General features: G+C 62.4%; 10 protein-coding genes and 4 pseudogenes. 7 read left to right on the forward strand and 7 right to left on the reverse strand.

All coding sequences use genetic code 11. The annotated features are described in order from the left end of the window. The 6 genes and pseudogenes from ACIQC5_RS07735 to ACIQC5_RS07760 all read left to right on the forward strand — a co-directional run. A pseudogene (locus ACIQC5_RS07735) lies at positions 1 to 425 on the forward strand (DUF3417 domain-containing protein); the annotation flags it as partial. A 135-nt stretch (positions 426 to 560) separates the two neighbouring features. Then, positions 561 to 661 (forward strand): annotated as a pseudogene (locus tag ACIQC5_RS07740) (sugar phosphate nucleotidyltransferase); the annotation flags it as partial. 18 nt (positions 662 to 679) lie between these two features. After that, a pseudogene (locus ACIQC5_RS07745) lies at positions 680 to 1390 on the forward strand (sugar phosphate nucleotidyltransferase); the annotation flags it as partial. 20 nt (positions 1391 to 1410) lie between these two features. Then, on the forward strand, positions 1411 to 1722 hold the full coding sequence (locus ACIQC5_RS07750) for a hypothetical protein (RefSeq protein WP_400280181.1): 312 nt from the start codon (positions 1411 to 1413) through the stop codon (positions 1720 to 1722). Between the two features lie 164 nt (positions 1723 to 1886). After that, a complete protein-coding gene (locus tag ACIQC5_RS07755) occupies positions 1887 to 2915 on the forward strand; it encodes a LacI family DNA-binding transcriptional regulator (protein ID WP_400280871.1) in 1029 nt (342 codons plus the stop codon). After that, positions 2908 to 3438 (forward strand): annotated as a pseudogene (locus tag ACIQC5_RS07760) (GNAT family N-acetyltransferase). Before ACIQC5_RS07755 ends, ACIQC5_RS07760 begins: the two are co-directional and overlap by 8 nt. A 3-nt stretch (positions 3439 to 3441) precedes the next feature. On the opposite strand, the gene ACIQC5_RS07765 reads toward ACIQC5_RS07760, so the two are convergent. Together ACIQC5_RS07765 and ACIQC5_RS07770 are read right to left on the reverse strand one after the other, a co-directional pair. Then, positions 3442 to 5577: a glycogen debranching N-terminal domain-containing protein gene (locus ACIQC5_RS07765; RefSeq protein ID WP_400280183.1), complete on the reverse strand. Its 2136-nt coding sequence runs from the start codon at positions 5575 to 5577 to the stop codon at positions 3442 to 3444. A gap of 56 nt (positions 5578 to 5633) precedes the next feature. Beyond that, a complete protein-coding gene (locus ACIQC5_RS07770; RefSeq protein ID WP_400280185.1) occupies positions 5634 to 6707 on the reverse strand; it encodes a glycosyltransferase family 4 protein in 1074 nt (357 codons plus the stop codon). 148 nt (positions 6708 to 6855) lie between these two features. Between ACIQC5_RS07770 and ACIQC5_RS07775 the strand changes: the two genes are divergently transcribed. Further along, positions 6856 to 7554 carry a DsbA family oxidoreductase gene (locus ACIQC5_RS07775; RefSeq protein WP_400280187.1) on the forward strand — a complete coding sequence of 233 codons (699 nt, stop codon included), beginning with the start codon at positions 6856 to 6858 and terminating at the stop codon, positions 7552 to 7554. A 97-nt stretch (positions 7555 to 7651) separates the two neighbouring features. Here the strand turns inward: ACIQC5_RS07775 and ACIQC5_RS07780 are convergent, their stop codons facing one another. The 5 genes from ACIQC5_RS07780 to ACIQC5_RS07800 all read right to left on the reverse strand — a co-directional run bounded on the left by ACIQC5_RS07780 (position 7652) and on the right by ACIQC5_RS07800 (position 13657). Beyond that, on the reverse strand, positions 7652 to 9190 hold the full coding sequence (locus ACIQC5_RS07780) for an alpha-N-arabinofuranosidase (RefSeq protein ID WP_400280189.1): 1539 nt from the start codon (positions 9188 to 9190) through the stop codon (positions 7652 to 7654). Between the two features lie 51 nt (positions 9191 to 9241). Then, positions 9242 to 10138: a carbohydrate ABC transporter permease gene (locus ACIQC5_RS07785; RefSeq protein WP_400280191.1), complete on the reverse strand. Its 897-nt coding sequence runs from the start codon at positions 10136 to 10138 to the stop codon at positions 9242 to 9244. A 2-nt stretch (positions 10139 to 10140) separates the two neighbouring features. After that, positions 10141 to 11103, reverse strand: a complete 963-nt coding sequence (locus ACIQC5_RS07790) for a carbohydrate ABC transporter permease (RefSeq protein ID WP_400280193.1) — start codon at positions 11101 to 11103, stop codon at positions 10141 to 10143. Positions 11104 to 11130: 27 nt separating this feature from the next. Continuing rightward, positions 11131 to 12465 carry an extracellular solute-binding protein gene (locus ACIQC5_RS07795; RefSeq protein WP_400280195.1) on the reverse strand — a complete coding sequence of 445 codons (1335 nt, stop codon included), beginning with the start codon at positions 12463 to 12465 and terminating at the stop codon, positions 11131 to 11133. 190 nt (positions 12466 to 12655) lie between these two features. Further along, on the reverse strand, positions 12656 to 13657 hold the full coding sequence (locus ACIQC5_RS07800) for a LacI family DNA-binding transcriptional regulator (protein WP_400280197.1): 1002 nt from the start codon (positions 13655 to 13657) through the stop codon (positions 12656 to 12658). Positions 13658 to 13728: the final 71 nt, after the last annotated feature.

Here is a 13728-nt window from a genome sequence, read left to right on the forward strand (position 1 = left end):
CCAAATCCGGACGCCGGGCCACCGCCGAAGCATTCAAAGAAGCCAAGGAACTCGCCGCCTGGACCACCAAAATCCGCAACGCCTGGCCACAGGTCGTGGTGGAACACGTCGACTCCGTAGGCGTCTCCGAAGAACCCCAAGTAGGCGACACCCTCCAAGTCAACGCCTACATCGCCCTCAACAACCTCACCCCCGACGACGTCACCGTCGAAGTAGCCTTCGGCCGCGCCGAAGAAACCGACGAACTCGAGAACGTTGCCACAGTTGAGTTGGACGCAACCGAGATCCTCGATGGTGGCCGGCACCTCTTCAGCGGATCGCTGACCGTGGACCGTCCGGGTTCGTTCGGCTACACCGTCCGCGTGTTCCCCAAGCACTCGGCACTGGCATCAAAAGCCGAACTCGGACTGATCGCCAACGCCTAACAAGCTGCTGCCCCCGCTGCTGGTGAACTCCCGGCGGGGGCGGCCCCCAAACCCCACATCAGGCACCAGAGCCTACGTGGCGGTGAATACGCGGGCACCGCGCAGGTTCAGTGCCCAAAGAGGAAAGGAATTGATGTGCGAGAGAAAGTCCTGGCGATCGTCCTGGCCGGTGGTGAAGGCAAGAGACTCATGCCTTTGACAGCTGACCGTGCCAAACCAGCCGTTCCGTTTGCCGGCGGTTATCGGCTGATCGACTGGCGTCGATGGGCAACTACGTTTTCAGCACCGATGCACTGGTGGACGCGTTGCAACACGACGCCGCCCGGCAGGACACCCGGCATGACATGGGCGGGGACATCATTCCCTATTTCGTTGAGCGTGGTGAGGCGTACGTGCACGACTATTCCGACAACGATGTACCGGGATCGAGCATCCGCGACCGTAACTATTGGCGCGACGTTGGCACCATCGATTCCTACTACGAGGCCCATATGGACCTCATCTCTCCCACGCCCATTTTCACCATTCACAATGCCCGGTGGCCTGTCTACACCCGCCAGCGCATTTCACCGCCCGTGAAACTGGTCCGGGGCGCGGACGGCAGCCATGGAAAGGCCATCGGTTCCATGATCTCCAGTGGCGCCATCATTTCGGGAGGCACGGTGCGGAACTCGGTCCTCTCGCACGATATCTTCGTCTCGGCCGGGGCACACATCAGCGACTCCGTTCTTCTGGATGGTGTGGTTATTGGCGAACGGGCAGTCATCCAGCGGGCCATCATCGACAAGAACGTCTGTGTTCCGGCTGGTGTTGCCATTGGACTTGATCCGAACTACGACCGGCGACGAGGCTATACCGTCACCGATTCAGGGTTGACGGTAGTCAGCAAAGGCCAGCACATTCCCACGGCCAGCGGACACGACTCGCAGTTAATACACACCGCCGCTGGCCCGTACGACACATGACGGGCGAAGGACACCCATCAATGGCCGGTCCGAAGCCAGGAAACGGAGACGGACAAGAAGTCCAAATCCGCTTCAATGAAAGAGGACTCCCGCTGGCGGTGCGCCACGAAGGCATCCTCTGGACAGTTGACCCAAATTCCGTGGACCGACGCGACCCGTGGTCCCGAGACCAGCAGGAACGCCCTGCAAACCAAGGCGGCCACGCTGCTCAGCGGTTGGAATGGCAACTGGTGGTTCGCCGCAGTGGCACCTTGGTTTTCGCCGTCATGGATCTGGCACTCGATCAATATTCCGGCATGTGGCGGCTTACCGGATTCAGGGAGGACAGTTGACCGACGACTCCTGCGCGGCTGAAAAGTTCCCTGCGCCGGCTGGCCCTCGAGCGGTCTCCTGCCGCCTTCCCCGTGGGACGGACCCATCCAGCGCGCACAGCAGAGGGTCTATGCTGGCTACCGGAAGTCACACAGCAACATGGGAGGAGACCGGCTTGGCCACTATGGCAGACGTTGCCCGTGCCGCTGGCGTCTCCCGAAGTACCGTCTCCTACGTGCTGAGCGGCGAAAGGCCGATTTCGGAGCAGACCCGCCAAAGAGTCTTGGAAGCCATGCAGGCGCTCCACTACACGCCGAACGTCTTTGCTCAAGGACTGGCTGGCAAACGGACCGGGATTATCGCCTTGATTTTCCCCATCGGTCAGGCAGGCTTCAACCTCACGGACTTTGAGTACATCCAAGCTGCGTCCGAGCAGGCACGCACGGAAGGGTACCAACTGCTGCTGTGGCCCTACGGCGCAGATGACGTCGAAGAACTGAAGAAGGTCATCAACCAAGGCATTGTAGAAGGCGTGGTGCTCATGGAAGTGAGAACCTTCGACCCCAGGGTCCAGTTCCTCCTCGACACGAAGATGCCCTTCATCACGATCGGCCGCACTACGGGCGAACAACGACAGGCTTTTGTCGACAGCGATTTTGAAGCGATCGGTGAAATGGCGATCGACTTTGCAGCAGAGCGTGGCCACACCCGTTGCGCATACTTGACGCGGCCCGATTGGGAATTGGAGGCCGGGCACGGTCCCACGGTCAAAATGCGCGCGGCTGTCTTAAGAGCCGCCGAAGCCAAGGGCATGGACGTTTCGGTGTTCCCGGCACCTGCAACCTTTGACGGCGGCTGGGATATTTACCGCACCATCCGCACCGAGGTATCGGACATGACCGCTTTGCTGACCTTCAATGAGGCTGCCGTTCCGGGCTTTCTGGCTGCTGCCATGAGTGACGGGCTACGCATCCCGGAGGATCTGTCAATCATTGGCCTGAACAGCAGCGATGGTGGCGCACGCACTTGCCACCCCGCATTGACGACCTTTTCCGTGAATCACCGCGAACTCGCCCAGCTGGCCGTTGGCCATCTGGTGAGGAGCCTGAACGACGAGAAGACAGCCAGCTTCCAGACGCTTCTTAGCCCTCAACTGACCGAACGGGCCAGCACTCCACCTGAACACAAACTCCCGGGGGGACCACATGACTGAGACCATCCGCACCGCCACGACGAACGACGCCGGGAAGCTGGCTGAGCTTGCCGCCATCACCTTCCCGCTGGCTTGCCCGCCGGGATCGTCCATGAAGGACATCGAGGCCCACATCGCCAAGACACTCAGCGAGGCCAACTTTGTTGATTACCTCGCCGATGCGAACATCACCATCCTGGTGCTCGACGACGACGGTCAGCTCACCGGGTACACCATGCTGATTGCCAAGCCGGCAAGCGATCCCGACGTCGCGTCCGTTCTCTCTGCGCTTCCCTCTACGGAACTGAGCAAGTGCTAGGTCCATCCCGAGCACCATGGCAAGGGAGCTGCGGCCCGGCTCATGCAGGCATCCATCGCCCATGCGGCGGACAAGGGCGCAGCCGGACTCTGGCTCGGCGTGAACAGCGAGAACGCGAAGGCCATCCGTTTCTATGAGAAGAGCGGCTTTGAACGCGTCGGGACCAAGTCGTTTACTCTGGGCGACACCGTGGAGCATGACTTCGTCCTGGAGCACACCCTCTAACGCCTAACCAAACAAGTCCCCCGTCAACGGCGGCCGCGGATCAGAGCGGAGTTCCAGCCCGGCCGGGGCCCCCGTAACGCTGCCCGAAGAACCGGTAGCCTGAACCGTAATCCGCGAGCGCCCCAGCAGCACGTTGTCCGCGCGGAACGATCCGAAGGAGTCCGGCAGGATCGGCGCCAGATGCAGCACGTTCCGGGTAAAGTCGGGATCGAACCGCAGCAGGATCCGGGCGAGTTGTACGGGCGCTGCAGCCGCCCACGCTTGCGGGGAACACGCCGTCGGGTACGGGACCGGCTCCGCAAAATCGCCACGGTCAAAGCCGCAGAAAAGCTCGGGGAGCTGGCCGCCAAAGTGTTCGGCGGCGTCGAACAATCCGCTCGCAACGCGGTTGGCTTCCTTCACGAAGCCGTACCGCATGAGTCCGGTGGCGGCGAGCGCGGTATCGTGCGGCCAGACGGAGCCGTTGTGGTAGCTGACGGGGTTGTAGGCGCCCATGTCCGAGGCCAGTGTTCGGATGCCCCACCCGGTGAACATCTCCGGGGACATGAGCCGCTCCGCCACCAGCGGCGCCTTGTCCTCGTCCACGATCCCCACCCACAGGCAGTGCCCCATATTGGACGCGCACGAGTCCACGGGCTTCTTGTCCTTGTCCAGTGCCAGCGCAAAGTAGCCCTTTTCCGGCAGCCAGAACGTCTCGTTGAAGGCTTCCTTGAGTGCCGCTGCCCGGTCGGCGCAACGACGTTCGACGGCGGTATCGCCCGCCGCGCGCGCCAACAGTGAGCGGCCCACGTAGGCCGCATAGGCGTAGGCCTGGACCTCACACAGGGCAATCGGTGTTTCAGCCATCCGGCCGTCGGCAAAGTTGATGCCGTCCCAAGAGTCCTTCCAGCCTTGGTTCACCAGGCCGTGCTCGTTGGGGCGCTGGTATTCCAGGAAACCGTCGCCGTCCCGGTCTCCGTACTCCTCCATCCAGGCGATGGCACGGTCTGCGTGCGGCAGCAGGGAATCGATGATGTCTGAGCCCAAACCCCACCGGCTGAGCTCGCTGAGCAGTGAAACGAACAACGGAGTGGCGTCTGCCGTCCCGTAGTACGCGGTCCCACCCAGGGACAGCCCGGCGGTGATGCCGAGCCGGACCTCGTGCGGCATCCGGCCAGGTTCTTCTTCCGAATCGACGTCCACTTTGCTGCCTTGGAGCCCGGCCAGGGTCTGCAGCGTCCCGGCGGCCAGGTTGGGGTCCACCATGAGCGACATGTAGGAGGCCAGGATCGAATCCCGGCCGAACAAGGCCATGAACCACGGTGCCCCTGCAGCCACGGCGGCACGGTCGGGGTGCTCGGGGTCGAAGATCCGCAGCGAGCCTAGGTCGCTTTGGCTCCGTGCCAGGACCTCCTCCACGTTCTTGTCCGTGACGGAGATCCGGGGAACGTGTTCCTCCCATGCGAGGTGCCGCCGAACCCCGGTGGTGTGGTGCAGCGCGGTGGTTTCGGTGAATGGCTCGTCGGGCGCTTCACCGTTGGTCAGTGGGATGGCGATGATGCTGGTGGACCATTGGCTGCGGGCAGGGATTCTGACGTGGAAGCTCAGTCCGTCCTTGCTGACTTTCGCCCCCGACGCCCGGAACGCTACGCCACGCCGCTGCCCGCTGGGGTGTGCGGCTTCGATGTGCAGTTCGTTTTTGTGGACCTTCTTCACCGGTGTTTCCGCACTGTTGGCCCGCCCGCCTTTGACGTCGAACAAGTCAGCGAGATCGGCGTCGATCCGCAGTTCGATCTCGCACGTTGAGGTCTGGCCGGAGTAGTTCCGGATGGTGATGTCATCGCGCAGGCCGGAACCCACATGCCGCTGGTGCTGCACTACCAGCGGACTTTCGAAACGCCCATCCGCTGACGCAGCACGGCCCACGAATTCGGCCCTGAATGCCGTGGGATTGCGCGCCACCAACGGCTCGCGCAGGGCACCGTTGATCTTCAGGATCCAGTGCGAAACGATCCGGGTGTCCTGGTAGTACGCTCCTTGGGAGCCACCGGCGTGGACGTCGCCGCTGTGCGCCGAAATACAGAAGGAAGAACCTTCGACGACGGTGACGGCACCAAGCTCGGACGCGCCGGCTTCCGTGTCAGCGTTCCATGCGGTCATGTGCGGCGGGCCCCTCCACGAACTGTTTCCTGGCTATGAAGACCTCCGCAGCGCGGCTACAGGGCCTGCCTTTGATTCTCTTCCAACAGCCCAGCGGCCGGAACCCCTTTTGCCCGGAATTGTTCGATGACCTGCGCATATAGTTCCAGATGATCCGCTGCCATCCGCCCGGCGTTGAAGTATTCCTCTACTGAGCGGCGGCAATCGGCGCGATCCAGCCGGGCAGCCGCTTCAACGAAAGCGGCTAATTCCTGTACCGGCGCCAGGAAACCGGTGAGCCCGTGATGGACGATTTCCGGAGCAGCTCCCCTCGGCGTGGCCACCACGGGGGTTCCTGTGGCCAGGGCCTCGATCATCACCAATCCGAAGGGCTCAGTCCATTGGATGGGGTTGAGCAGGGCTATCGCATCACCCATCAGTTCGAACTTCTCAGGATCGGACAACTCGCCCAGGAAGTCCTCATTGGGGCCGAGGAACGGTTGCACCACGTCGTGGAAATAACGTCGTTCATCCGGGGCGTGCATTTTTGCTGCGATACGCAGGGGCACACCAGCCTGCCGGGCCACGTGCACCGCTTCCATGAGGCCCTTGTCCGGGCACATGCGGCCAACAAAGCACGCGTAGCCACCAGACCCGGCACCCACGGCGATGGAGGTGGGGTCGATTCCGTGATGGATGACTGCCGAGACGGGCAGGTCCGGGACCATGCTGCGCTGGTTGTGGGAGATGGCGATGACGGAGGTGTTACGGGCCATGTCGCGGTAGAGTCCGGCCGACTGTGCGGTCAGCTGTCCGTGGATGGTGGTCACCACTGGGATGTCCTGGGGGCGGTGGGCGTATAGCGGCCCGGCCAAGGTGTGGTCGTGGATGATGTCCACGTTCCGCATCCCGTCGTAGGCCTTGATCACATGGCTCAGCTCACTCAAGGTGAAGCCGAGCCCGTCGGGCTCGCTGGGTCCGAAACCTGGAACTTGTGGTACTGGACAGGTACTGTCCGATGCCGTAGCGAGAAGCACCTCATGACCGGCTCCAGCGAGGGCACGTGCCAACTCGTCCACTACACGCTCTGTGCCACCGTATCTTTCCGGCGGCACAGTAAACCATGGTCCAACGATGAGTCCGATGCGCATGCTGGGGCCTCCGCGCACAACCCCCAACCCGACGGCTGACTGCACAACCTCTATCTACAGTATTCTTGGACAGCCCACCCGGCAATGGGTGAGGAATCTAACAGCCCCTTCCCGGAATGCCCCGCCCCGCAAGCCGGTTGACGAAACCATGAAGATTGAGATCTGGTCCGACGTCGCGTGCCCGTGGTGCTACATCGGCAAGCGCCGCTTTGAAACTGCCCTGGCCCAATTCCCGCACCGCGATTCCGTGGAGGTGGAGTGGAAGAGCTACCAGCTGGACCCCTCAGTCCCCGAGCACTACGACGGCACGGAACTGGACTACCTGAGCAGGCGCAAGGGCATGGCCCCGGAGCAGGTCAAGCAGATGTTTGGCCACGTGACGGAAACCGCCAAGGGCGAAGGCCTCAACTACCGGTTCGACACCGTTGTAGTGGCCAACAGCTTCACCGCGCACCGCCTCATCCACCTGGCCGCCACGCACGGCCGCCAGGATGCCGCCAAGGAACAGCTGCTGAGCGACCATTTTGAGCACGGCAAGGACATCGGCAGCCGTGAATATCTGACGGCACTCGGCACCACGCTGGGCTTGCCCGCGGACGAGGTCGCCGAGCTTTTCACCACGGACAAGTACGCCGATTCCGTCAACGACGATATCAACGAGGCCCGCGCCATCGGCGTTTCCGGCGTCCCCTTCTTCGTGATCGACCGCAAGTACGGCATCTCCGGTGCCCAGCCCGCCGAGCTCTTCAGCCAGGCCCTTGAGCAGGCATGGCAGGAAGCCAAGCCGCTGATCCCGGTGGGCGCCTCCGACGCCGAGGCCTGCGGTCCCGACGGCTGCGCAATCTAAGTAGCCCCCGCCGTCGTACGATCACCCAAGTAAGTCGCAGCAGAGCGCGTTATGAACGTTCATAACGCGCACTACTGCGACTCAGTTGGGTACGGCGCTAGGCTTTCACAACATCGAGCTCGACGACGGCCCAGGACAGTGCGGGCAGCGTCACCCGCAGCTCGGAGCCGCTCGCCTTGGCGCCTTCCAGTGGCTTGAGTCCCACGCGACCGGGCTGGTCCTGCGTGTTGGTGGTGAAGCGGTCGCCGCCCTCGGGGATCTCCAGGACCTCGGCGCGGACCACCTTGCGGGCGTCGAAACCGCGGAGGGCGACCTCGACGTCGGCCGCTTCTTCAAGGCCGCGGTTAGCGAAGAAGAGTGCCACGCGACCGGTTTCCTCGTTCCACGTTGCGCTGACATCCACCAAGTCCGTGCCACCAAACTTGGCATTCTCGTACTTGTCCGAGTCCACGGACAGCCGCAGGATCTGGCCCTTGGCGAGCTCAGCCATGCGGGCGAACGGGTGGAAGATGGTCTGCTTCCATGCAGGCCCGTTCTCCTCCGAAAGGATCGGCGCGATCACGTTGACCAGCTGCGCCTGGTTGGCGATCTTCACGCGGTCACCGTGGCGCAGCAGCGAGTTCAGCAGGGTTCCAACCACCACTGCGTCCGTCACGTTGTACTTGTCCTCGATGATGCGCGGGTGCTCGCGCCAGCCCGCCTTGGCCACGTTGTGCGGCTGGTCTTCGGTATCCAGGCCTCGCTGGTACCAAACGTTCCATTCGTCGAAGGACAGGTTGATGTGCTTCTTGTGCTTGCCTTTGGCGCGGACGGCGTCCGCCGTAGCAATCACGGACTCAATGAAGTAATCGGTGTCGACGGCGGTGGCCAGGAAGCTGCCGACATCGCCTTCGTGCTCCTGGTAGTACGCGTGGAGGGACACGTAGTCCACCTCGTCGTAGGTGTGTGTCAGTACGGTCTGCTCCCAGGCACCGAACGTCGGCATGCCCGAGCTTGAGCTGCCGCAGGCCACCAGTTCAAGATCCGGGTCTACGAATCGCATGGCTTTCGCGGCTTCCTGCGCCAGGCGGCCGTATTCGTCAGCGGTCTTGTGGCCGATCTGCCACGGCCCGTCCATTTCGTTGCCCAGGCACCACAGCTTGATGTTGAACGGGTCCTTATGGCCGTTCTTGGCCCGCAGGTCCGACCAGTAGGAGCCACCCGGGTGGTTGGCGTACTCCACGATCTCGCGGGCCGCGTCCACTCCCCTGGTGCCCAGGTTGATGGCTTCCATGATTTCCGTGCCGGCCTGTTTGGACCAGTCCACGAACTCGTGCAGGCCGAACGCGTTGGTCTCCACGGTGTGCCAGGCACCGTCCAGGCGGCGGGGCCGGGTTTCGCGCGGGCCGATGCCGTCCTCCCAGTTGTAACCGGAGACGAAGTTGCCGCCCGGGTAGCGGATCACGGTGGCTCCGAGTTCCTTGACGAGCTTCATGACGTCCTGGCGGAAGCCATTCTCGTCGGCCTCGGGGTGGCCGGGCTCGTAAATGCCGGTGTAGACGCAGCGGCCCATATGCTCCACGAAGGAGCCGAACAGGCGGCGGGGTACCTCCCCGATGGTGAAGTCGCGGTCGAGGGTGATGCGTGCGCGGGACATGTATCTCCTTGGTTGTTTTTCAGGTCTTGTGATGTGTGAAAAGCGGCCGGATCAGGTCCCGGCGAGTCCCGTCGTCGCAACGCCCTTGATGATCTGGCGCTGGAAGAACAGGAAGACGAGGATGAGCGGCAGCGCCGCCAGCAGCGCGGACGCCATGTTCTGCGCGTACTGGATGCCGTAGGCGCTCTTGATGGTCTGCAGTCCGACCGGAAGGGTCAGCAGGGAGCCGTCGTTGGTGGCGATGAACGGCCACAGGAAGTTGTTCCACGCACCGATGAACACGAAGATGGCGACGGCGGCCAGGATGGGCCGGGATAGCGGCAGGATGATTTGGGTAAAGATCCGCATCCTGCTGGCGCCATCCATCACCGCGGCTTCTTCAAGTTCACGGGGAATCTGGTCGAAGAACTTCTTCAAAACGAACACCATGGCTGGGTGGATCACTTGCGGAAGGATGATGGCCCACGACGTATCGATCAGGTTCAGCGCGAGCATTTGGTAGAACAGCGGAATGATGAGCACCGGCGGCGGGATGATGATGGACGCGATGATCACCGTCATCAGCACCTTCTTACCCTTGAAGTCGATCCGGGACAAGGCGTAGGCCACGAGCGCCGAGATCACCAGCGTGGTCGCTGTGATGGCCACCGAGGTGTACAGCGAGTTCCAGGTCCACAGTGGGATGTTGCCGTCCTGGAATACCTTGACGAACGCTTCAGGAGTAAAGCCAGACGGCGGCAGCCAACTGACCTTTGGAGATGCGGCATCCGTCTCGGTTTTGAAAGCGGTGGCGGTGGCCCAGGCGAAAGGGATAAGCCACAGGACTGCGATGAACGCGGCCACCACGACGGCGGCGATCTTGCCGGCGGACATCTTCTTGCGTGGATGTCTGATGGGCTGGGAACTTGTGCCGGGGCGGGTGGGACGGGTGAGGGTAGGGGTTGCCATGGTTATGCACTCCTGCGGCGGGTGATGACGAACTGCATGACTGAGACCAGTACGATCAGTCCGAAGAAGATGTAGGAGATGGCTGCTGAGTAACCCAGCCGGTAGCCGGTGAACCCGGTTTCGAAGATGTACTGGACCACGGGTCTGGTTGCGCCGCCCGGTCCGCCGGCCGTCATCTGGTACACCTGATCGAAAATCTTCAGGGATGCCAGGATCTGCAGGAGCACGATCATCACGGTGGTGGGGGTGAGCTGCGGCAACGTGATGGAGAAGAACTGACGCCACGCTCCCGCACCGTCCAGCGACGCTGCCTCGTAATGCTGGGCCGGGATGTTCTGCATCGCCGCCAGGTACAGCAGGAAGTTGAACCCTACCGTCCACCAGAGCGTGGCGATCACGATCGCCCACATGGCCACGTTGGGGTCGTTCAGCCAGGCGACCTTCGGGAGGCCGATCTTGGACAGGAAGTCGTTGATGAGGCCCAGCTGCGGGTTGTACATCCAGGTGAAGAACAATGAGACCACGGTTGAGGCCAGCAGGTACGGTGCAAAGTAGGAAAGCCGCCAGAGCCACTGGGCCGGAAGCCCCACATTCAGCAGGGCTGCCATCACCAACGCCACGAGGACCAGTGGGACGGTGCTGATGACGGTGAAGTAGAGCGTGTTCCCCAGGGAGCGCCACATATCGGCGTCGGCCAAGGCTTCGGCGTAGTTCGCGAAGCCAATCAGGCTGTCATTGGCGCCGGTCAGGGACTTGCCCGTCAGGCTCATGTAGACCCCGTACAGGATGGGCCACACCAGGAAAACAAGGAAGAAGACCAGGAACGGCGTGGCAAATCCCCAGCCGCTCAGGTTGTTGCGCGTGCGGCCTTGTGAAGGACGGCGGCGTTGGCTCGCCGTGGTGGTCTCCGGCTTGCGGGTGTTTGTCCCGGTGGTGCTGCGCCGGGACGCTAGTGAAGAACTCATGAAGGACTCCTTTGTCGCTCGGTGCCGTTAGACCGGGTTGGGCCGGGAAAGAAGGGTGTTGGTGCGGTGTTCGAAAGCGTCCCAACCAGCGGCCGCCTTGTCCCGTCCGAGGAGCACGTTCTGGACGTTCTCCGCAAAGTAGGTCTGCCAGTCAGAGCCCGAGCCGCTAAACCAGGCTTCGGGATCGTAGGCAATGATGTCGGCCGCATTGGCGTAGTGGATTTGTGGCGTGAGATCGCGGTAGGCCTGTGATTGCACCACGGGCTGGTATGCGGGAATGTGGCCGGCCTCTGCCCAGGACAGCGAACCCTTGAGGACGTCACTGACGAACTTGTAGACGTCCCGCCGTTTCTCCTCGTTGAGGTTCAACTGCCGCGGCAGCACGAACGAGTGCGAATCCGCGTACGAGGCTGGGGTTCCATACAGCGTGGGGATGGTTGCGGCGTCAACGGGCAAGCCTGCCTTTTTGAGGGTTGGCAGCTCCCAGACGCCGCTGAACAGCATCCCGGAGTCGCCGCGCGCGAACTCGGCGATTCCGGTGCCGATGTCGCCGCTCTTTGCCGCGATGGTGTCATCAAAGAGGGAGGCCATGAAGTCGAGGGACTCGATCGCTGCATCACGGTCCACCTTCATTGGCTGCCCAGGCGTCAGTTCCATGTCAGCGCCATGCTGCTTGTAAAGCGTGTAGAACAGGCGCCACATCTGGGATCCACTGCCGAGGTAGCCGAAGGACAGGCCGTGGGCCTTGGTGACCTGCTGCATTTCCTTGGCCATGTCCTTGAACTCCTGAGGAGAAGTTGCCTCTTGGAGTTGGCCGTTGCTTCCCAGGACCCCGGCTTTACCTGCGACGTCGGTGTTGTAGAACATGACGAAAGGGTGCGAATCCAAGGCAATGGAGAACACTTTGCCGTTCTGTTGGCTCTTCTCCCAAATGCGCGGCGCAAAGTTGTCTCCGGTTACCCCGTGCTCGGCAAGCAGGTCCAGGTCCCACGGATCGATCAGCCCGCCTGGCGCATATCCGGGCACCCGGCTGGCGTGCATGATGGCGACTTCCGGCGGACGTCCACCAGCCGAGGCCATGGCCAACTTGGTGTAGTACGGAGGACCCCAAGCCAACACCGTGGGCTGAACCTTGAAGCCGGGGTTGGCCTGGTTGGCACTGTTGATCATGGCCTGCATCTTGATGCCGTCGCCGCCTGACAACAGGTGCCAGAACCCGATGTCCTGTACCGCGGCCGCTTGGGCGTTTCCTCCGCAGCCTGAGAGGCTGCCTGCTGCCAGGACGCCGCCCAAGGCAGCCGTTCCTGTCAATAACTGTCTCCGGGACAATTGCTTCCCGGCGAAAAACTCGAACTGCTTCACCCGTCACTCCTTTGGATGGGTCCGCTGAAAGGTCACTTCATGTTGCTTGTGATGCTCAAAGCTCCGGTTCCGGCGCGTCCCGCTCCAGCCGCTTCCCGGCGGCGGGGTGACGCAGGTCTCACATTACATCGTTGTAATGGATGGGGCAAGAGAAAATTGTTAGCGCGCACAATTTAATGAACCGCTCGTTTCAGGCGCCGCTGCTGTCCCGTTCCACAATGCTGTAGTCAACGGTGACAACACGTTGTCCCTGGCCCCTGTCCGCCATACGCTCGGTGAGGAGGCGCAGCGCTTCGGTGGCGATGGTTCGTTTATCGAAAGACACTGTGGTCAGGGAGGGAACCGCGTAGCGCCCATCCATGACATCGTCGAAACCGGCCACCGCGATCTCGTCAGGAACGCGGACGCCCTTCTTCCACAGTGCATTGAGGGCACCAATGGCCAGGGAATCTGTAAAGCAGAACAACGCCTCAGGCAGCGGGTGGGACTCCAGGTAATGCATCAGGGACTCGGCGGCGGAGCCAGGAGTCCATTGACCACAGGAGATCAGCAAGGATTCATCCAGCGGGATCCCCAACTCCTCAAGCGCAGCCTCGTAACCCTGTCTCCGTTGAATCGAGGTGGCAGACTGCCTGGCCTTGTTGATGCCCAGCACGGCAATACGCCGGCGTCCGGGCTTGGCCAGGGCAAGCGTCATATCGCGTGCCGCCGCGAAACTGTCCACGTAAACCCTGTCCGCAAGCTCCTGGGTCACCTCACCCAACAGGACCACCGGAGGCAAGGCCACCCCGACCTTCACGGCGCTTTCATCCAGCACCACCGGATTGAGAATGAGCCCATCGATGAGGTTGGAGCGCGCGCGGGTCATCAGCTCCTGCTCGCGCTGCGGATCCGAACCTGTTTCCTCGATCTGGACGCTCCAGCCCTGCTCGTGGGCTACTTCCACAATGTTCTGGGCTATCTCAGCTGAGAAGGGGGTGGCCAGATCCGGCAAGGCCAACGCGATGACACCCGAGCGCCCGTTACGCAGGCCGCGGGCGGACAGGTTCGGGACATAGTCGAGCTCCTGCATGGCCTGCTCTACCCTGAGCCGCGTGGGGCCGCTCACCGGCACGATTCCGTTCATGACATTCGAGACCGTTTTTGGTGACACCCCAGCGCGGCGCGCGACGTCCTTGACCGTTGCGCGCAAGACGCCCCCTAGCTGCATTGTTGTCCGGTTTTCCACGATGTTACGCGAGATCCACTCAAGGCCGGCGGAGA

This window comes from Paenarthrobacter sp. NPDC092416 (assembly GCF_044755025.1).
GTDB lineage: Bacteria > Actinomycetota > Actinomycetes > Actinomycetales > Micrococcaceae > Arthrobacter.

Bases quoted from the DNA above. Each gene is read 5' to 3' on its own strand.
- ACIQC5_RS07780 (WP_400280189.1), bottom strand. From the start codon at position 9,190: ATGTCCCGCGCACGCATCACCCTCGACCGCGACTTCACCATCGGGGAG.
- ACIQC5_RS07775 (WP_400280187.1), top strand. From the start codon at position 6,856: ATGAAGATTGAGATCTGGTCCGACGTCGCGTGCCCGTGGTGCTACATC.
- ACIQC5_RS07765 (WP_400280183.1), bottom strand. From the start codon at position 5,577: ATGACCGCATGGAACGCTGACACGGAAGCCGGCGCGTCCGAGCTTGGT.
- ACIQC5_RS07770 (WP_400280185.1), bottom strand. From the start codon at position 6,707: ATGCGCATCGGACTCATCGTTGGACCATGGTTTACTGTGCCGCCGGAA.
- ACIQC5_RS07785 (WP_400280191.1), bottom strand. From the start codon at position 10,138: ATGGCAACCCCTACCCTCACCCGTCCCACCCGCCCCGGCACAAGTTCC.
- ACIQC5_RS07750 (WP_400280181.1), top strand. From the start codon at position 1,411: ATGGCCGGTCCGAAGCCAGGAAACGGAGACGGACAAGAAGTCCAAATC.
- ACIQC5_RS07755 (WP_400280871.1), top strand. From the start codon at position 1,887: ATGGCAGACGTTGCCCGTGCCGCTGGCGTCTCCCGAAGTACCGTCTCC.
- ACIQC5_RS07790 (WP_400280193.1), bottom strand. From the start codon at position 11,103: ATGAGTTCTTCACTAGCGTCCCGGCGCAGCACCACCGGGACAAACACC.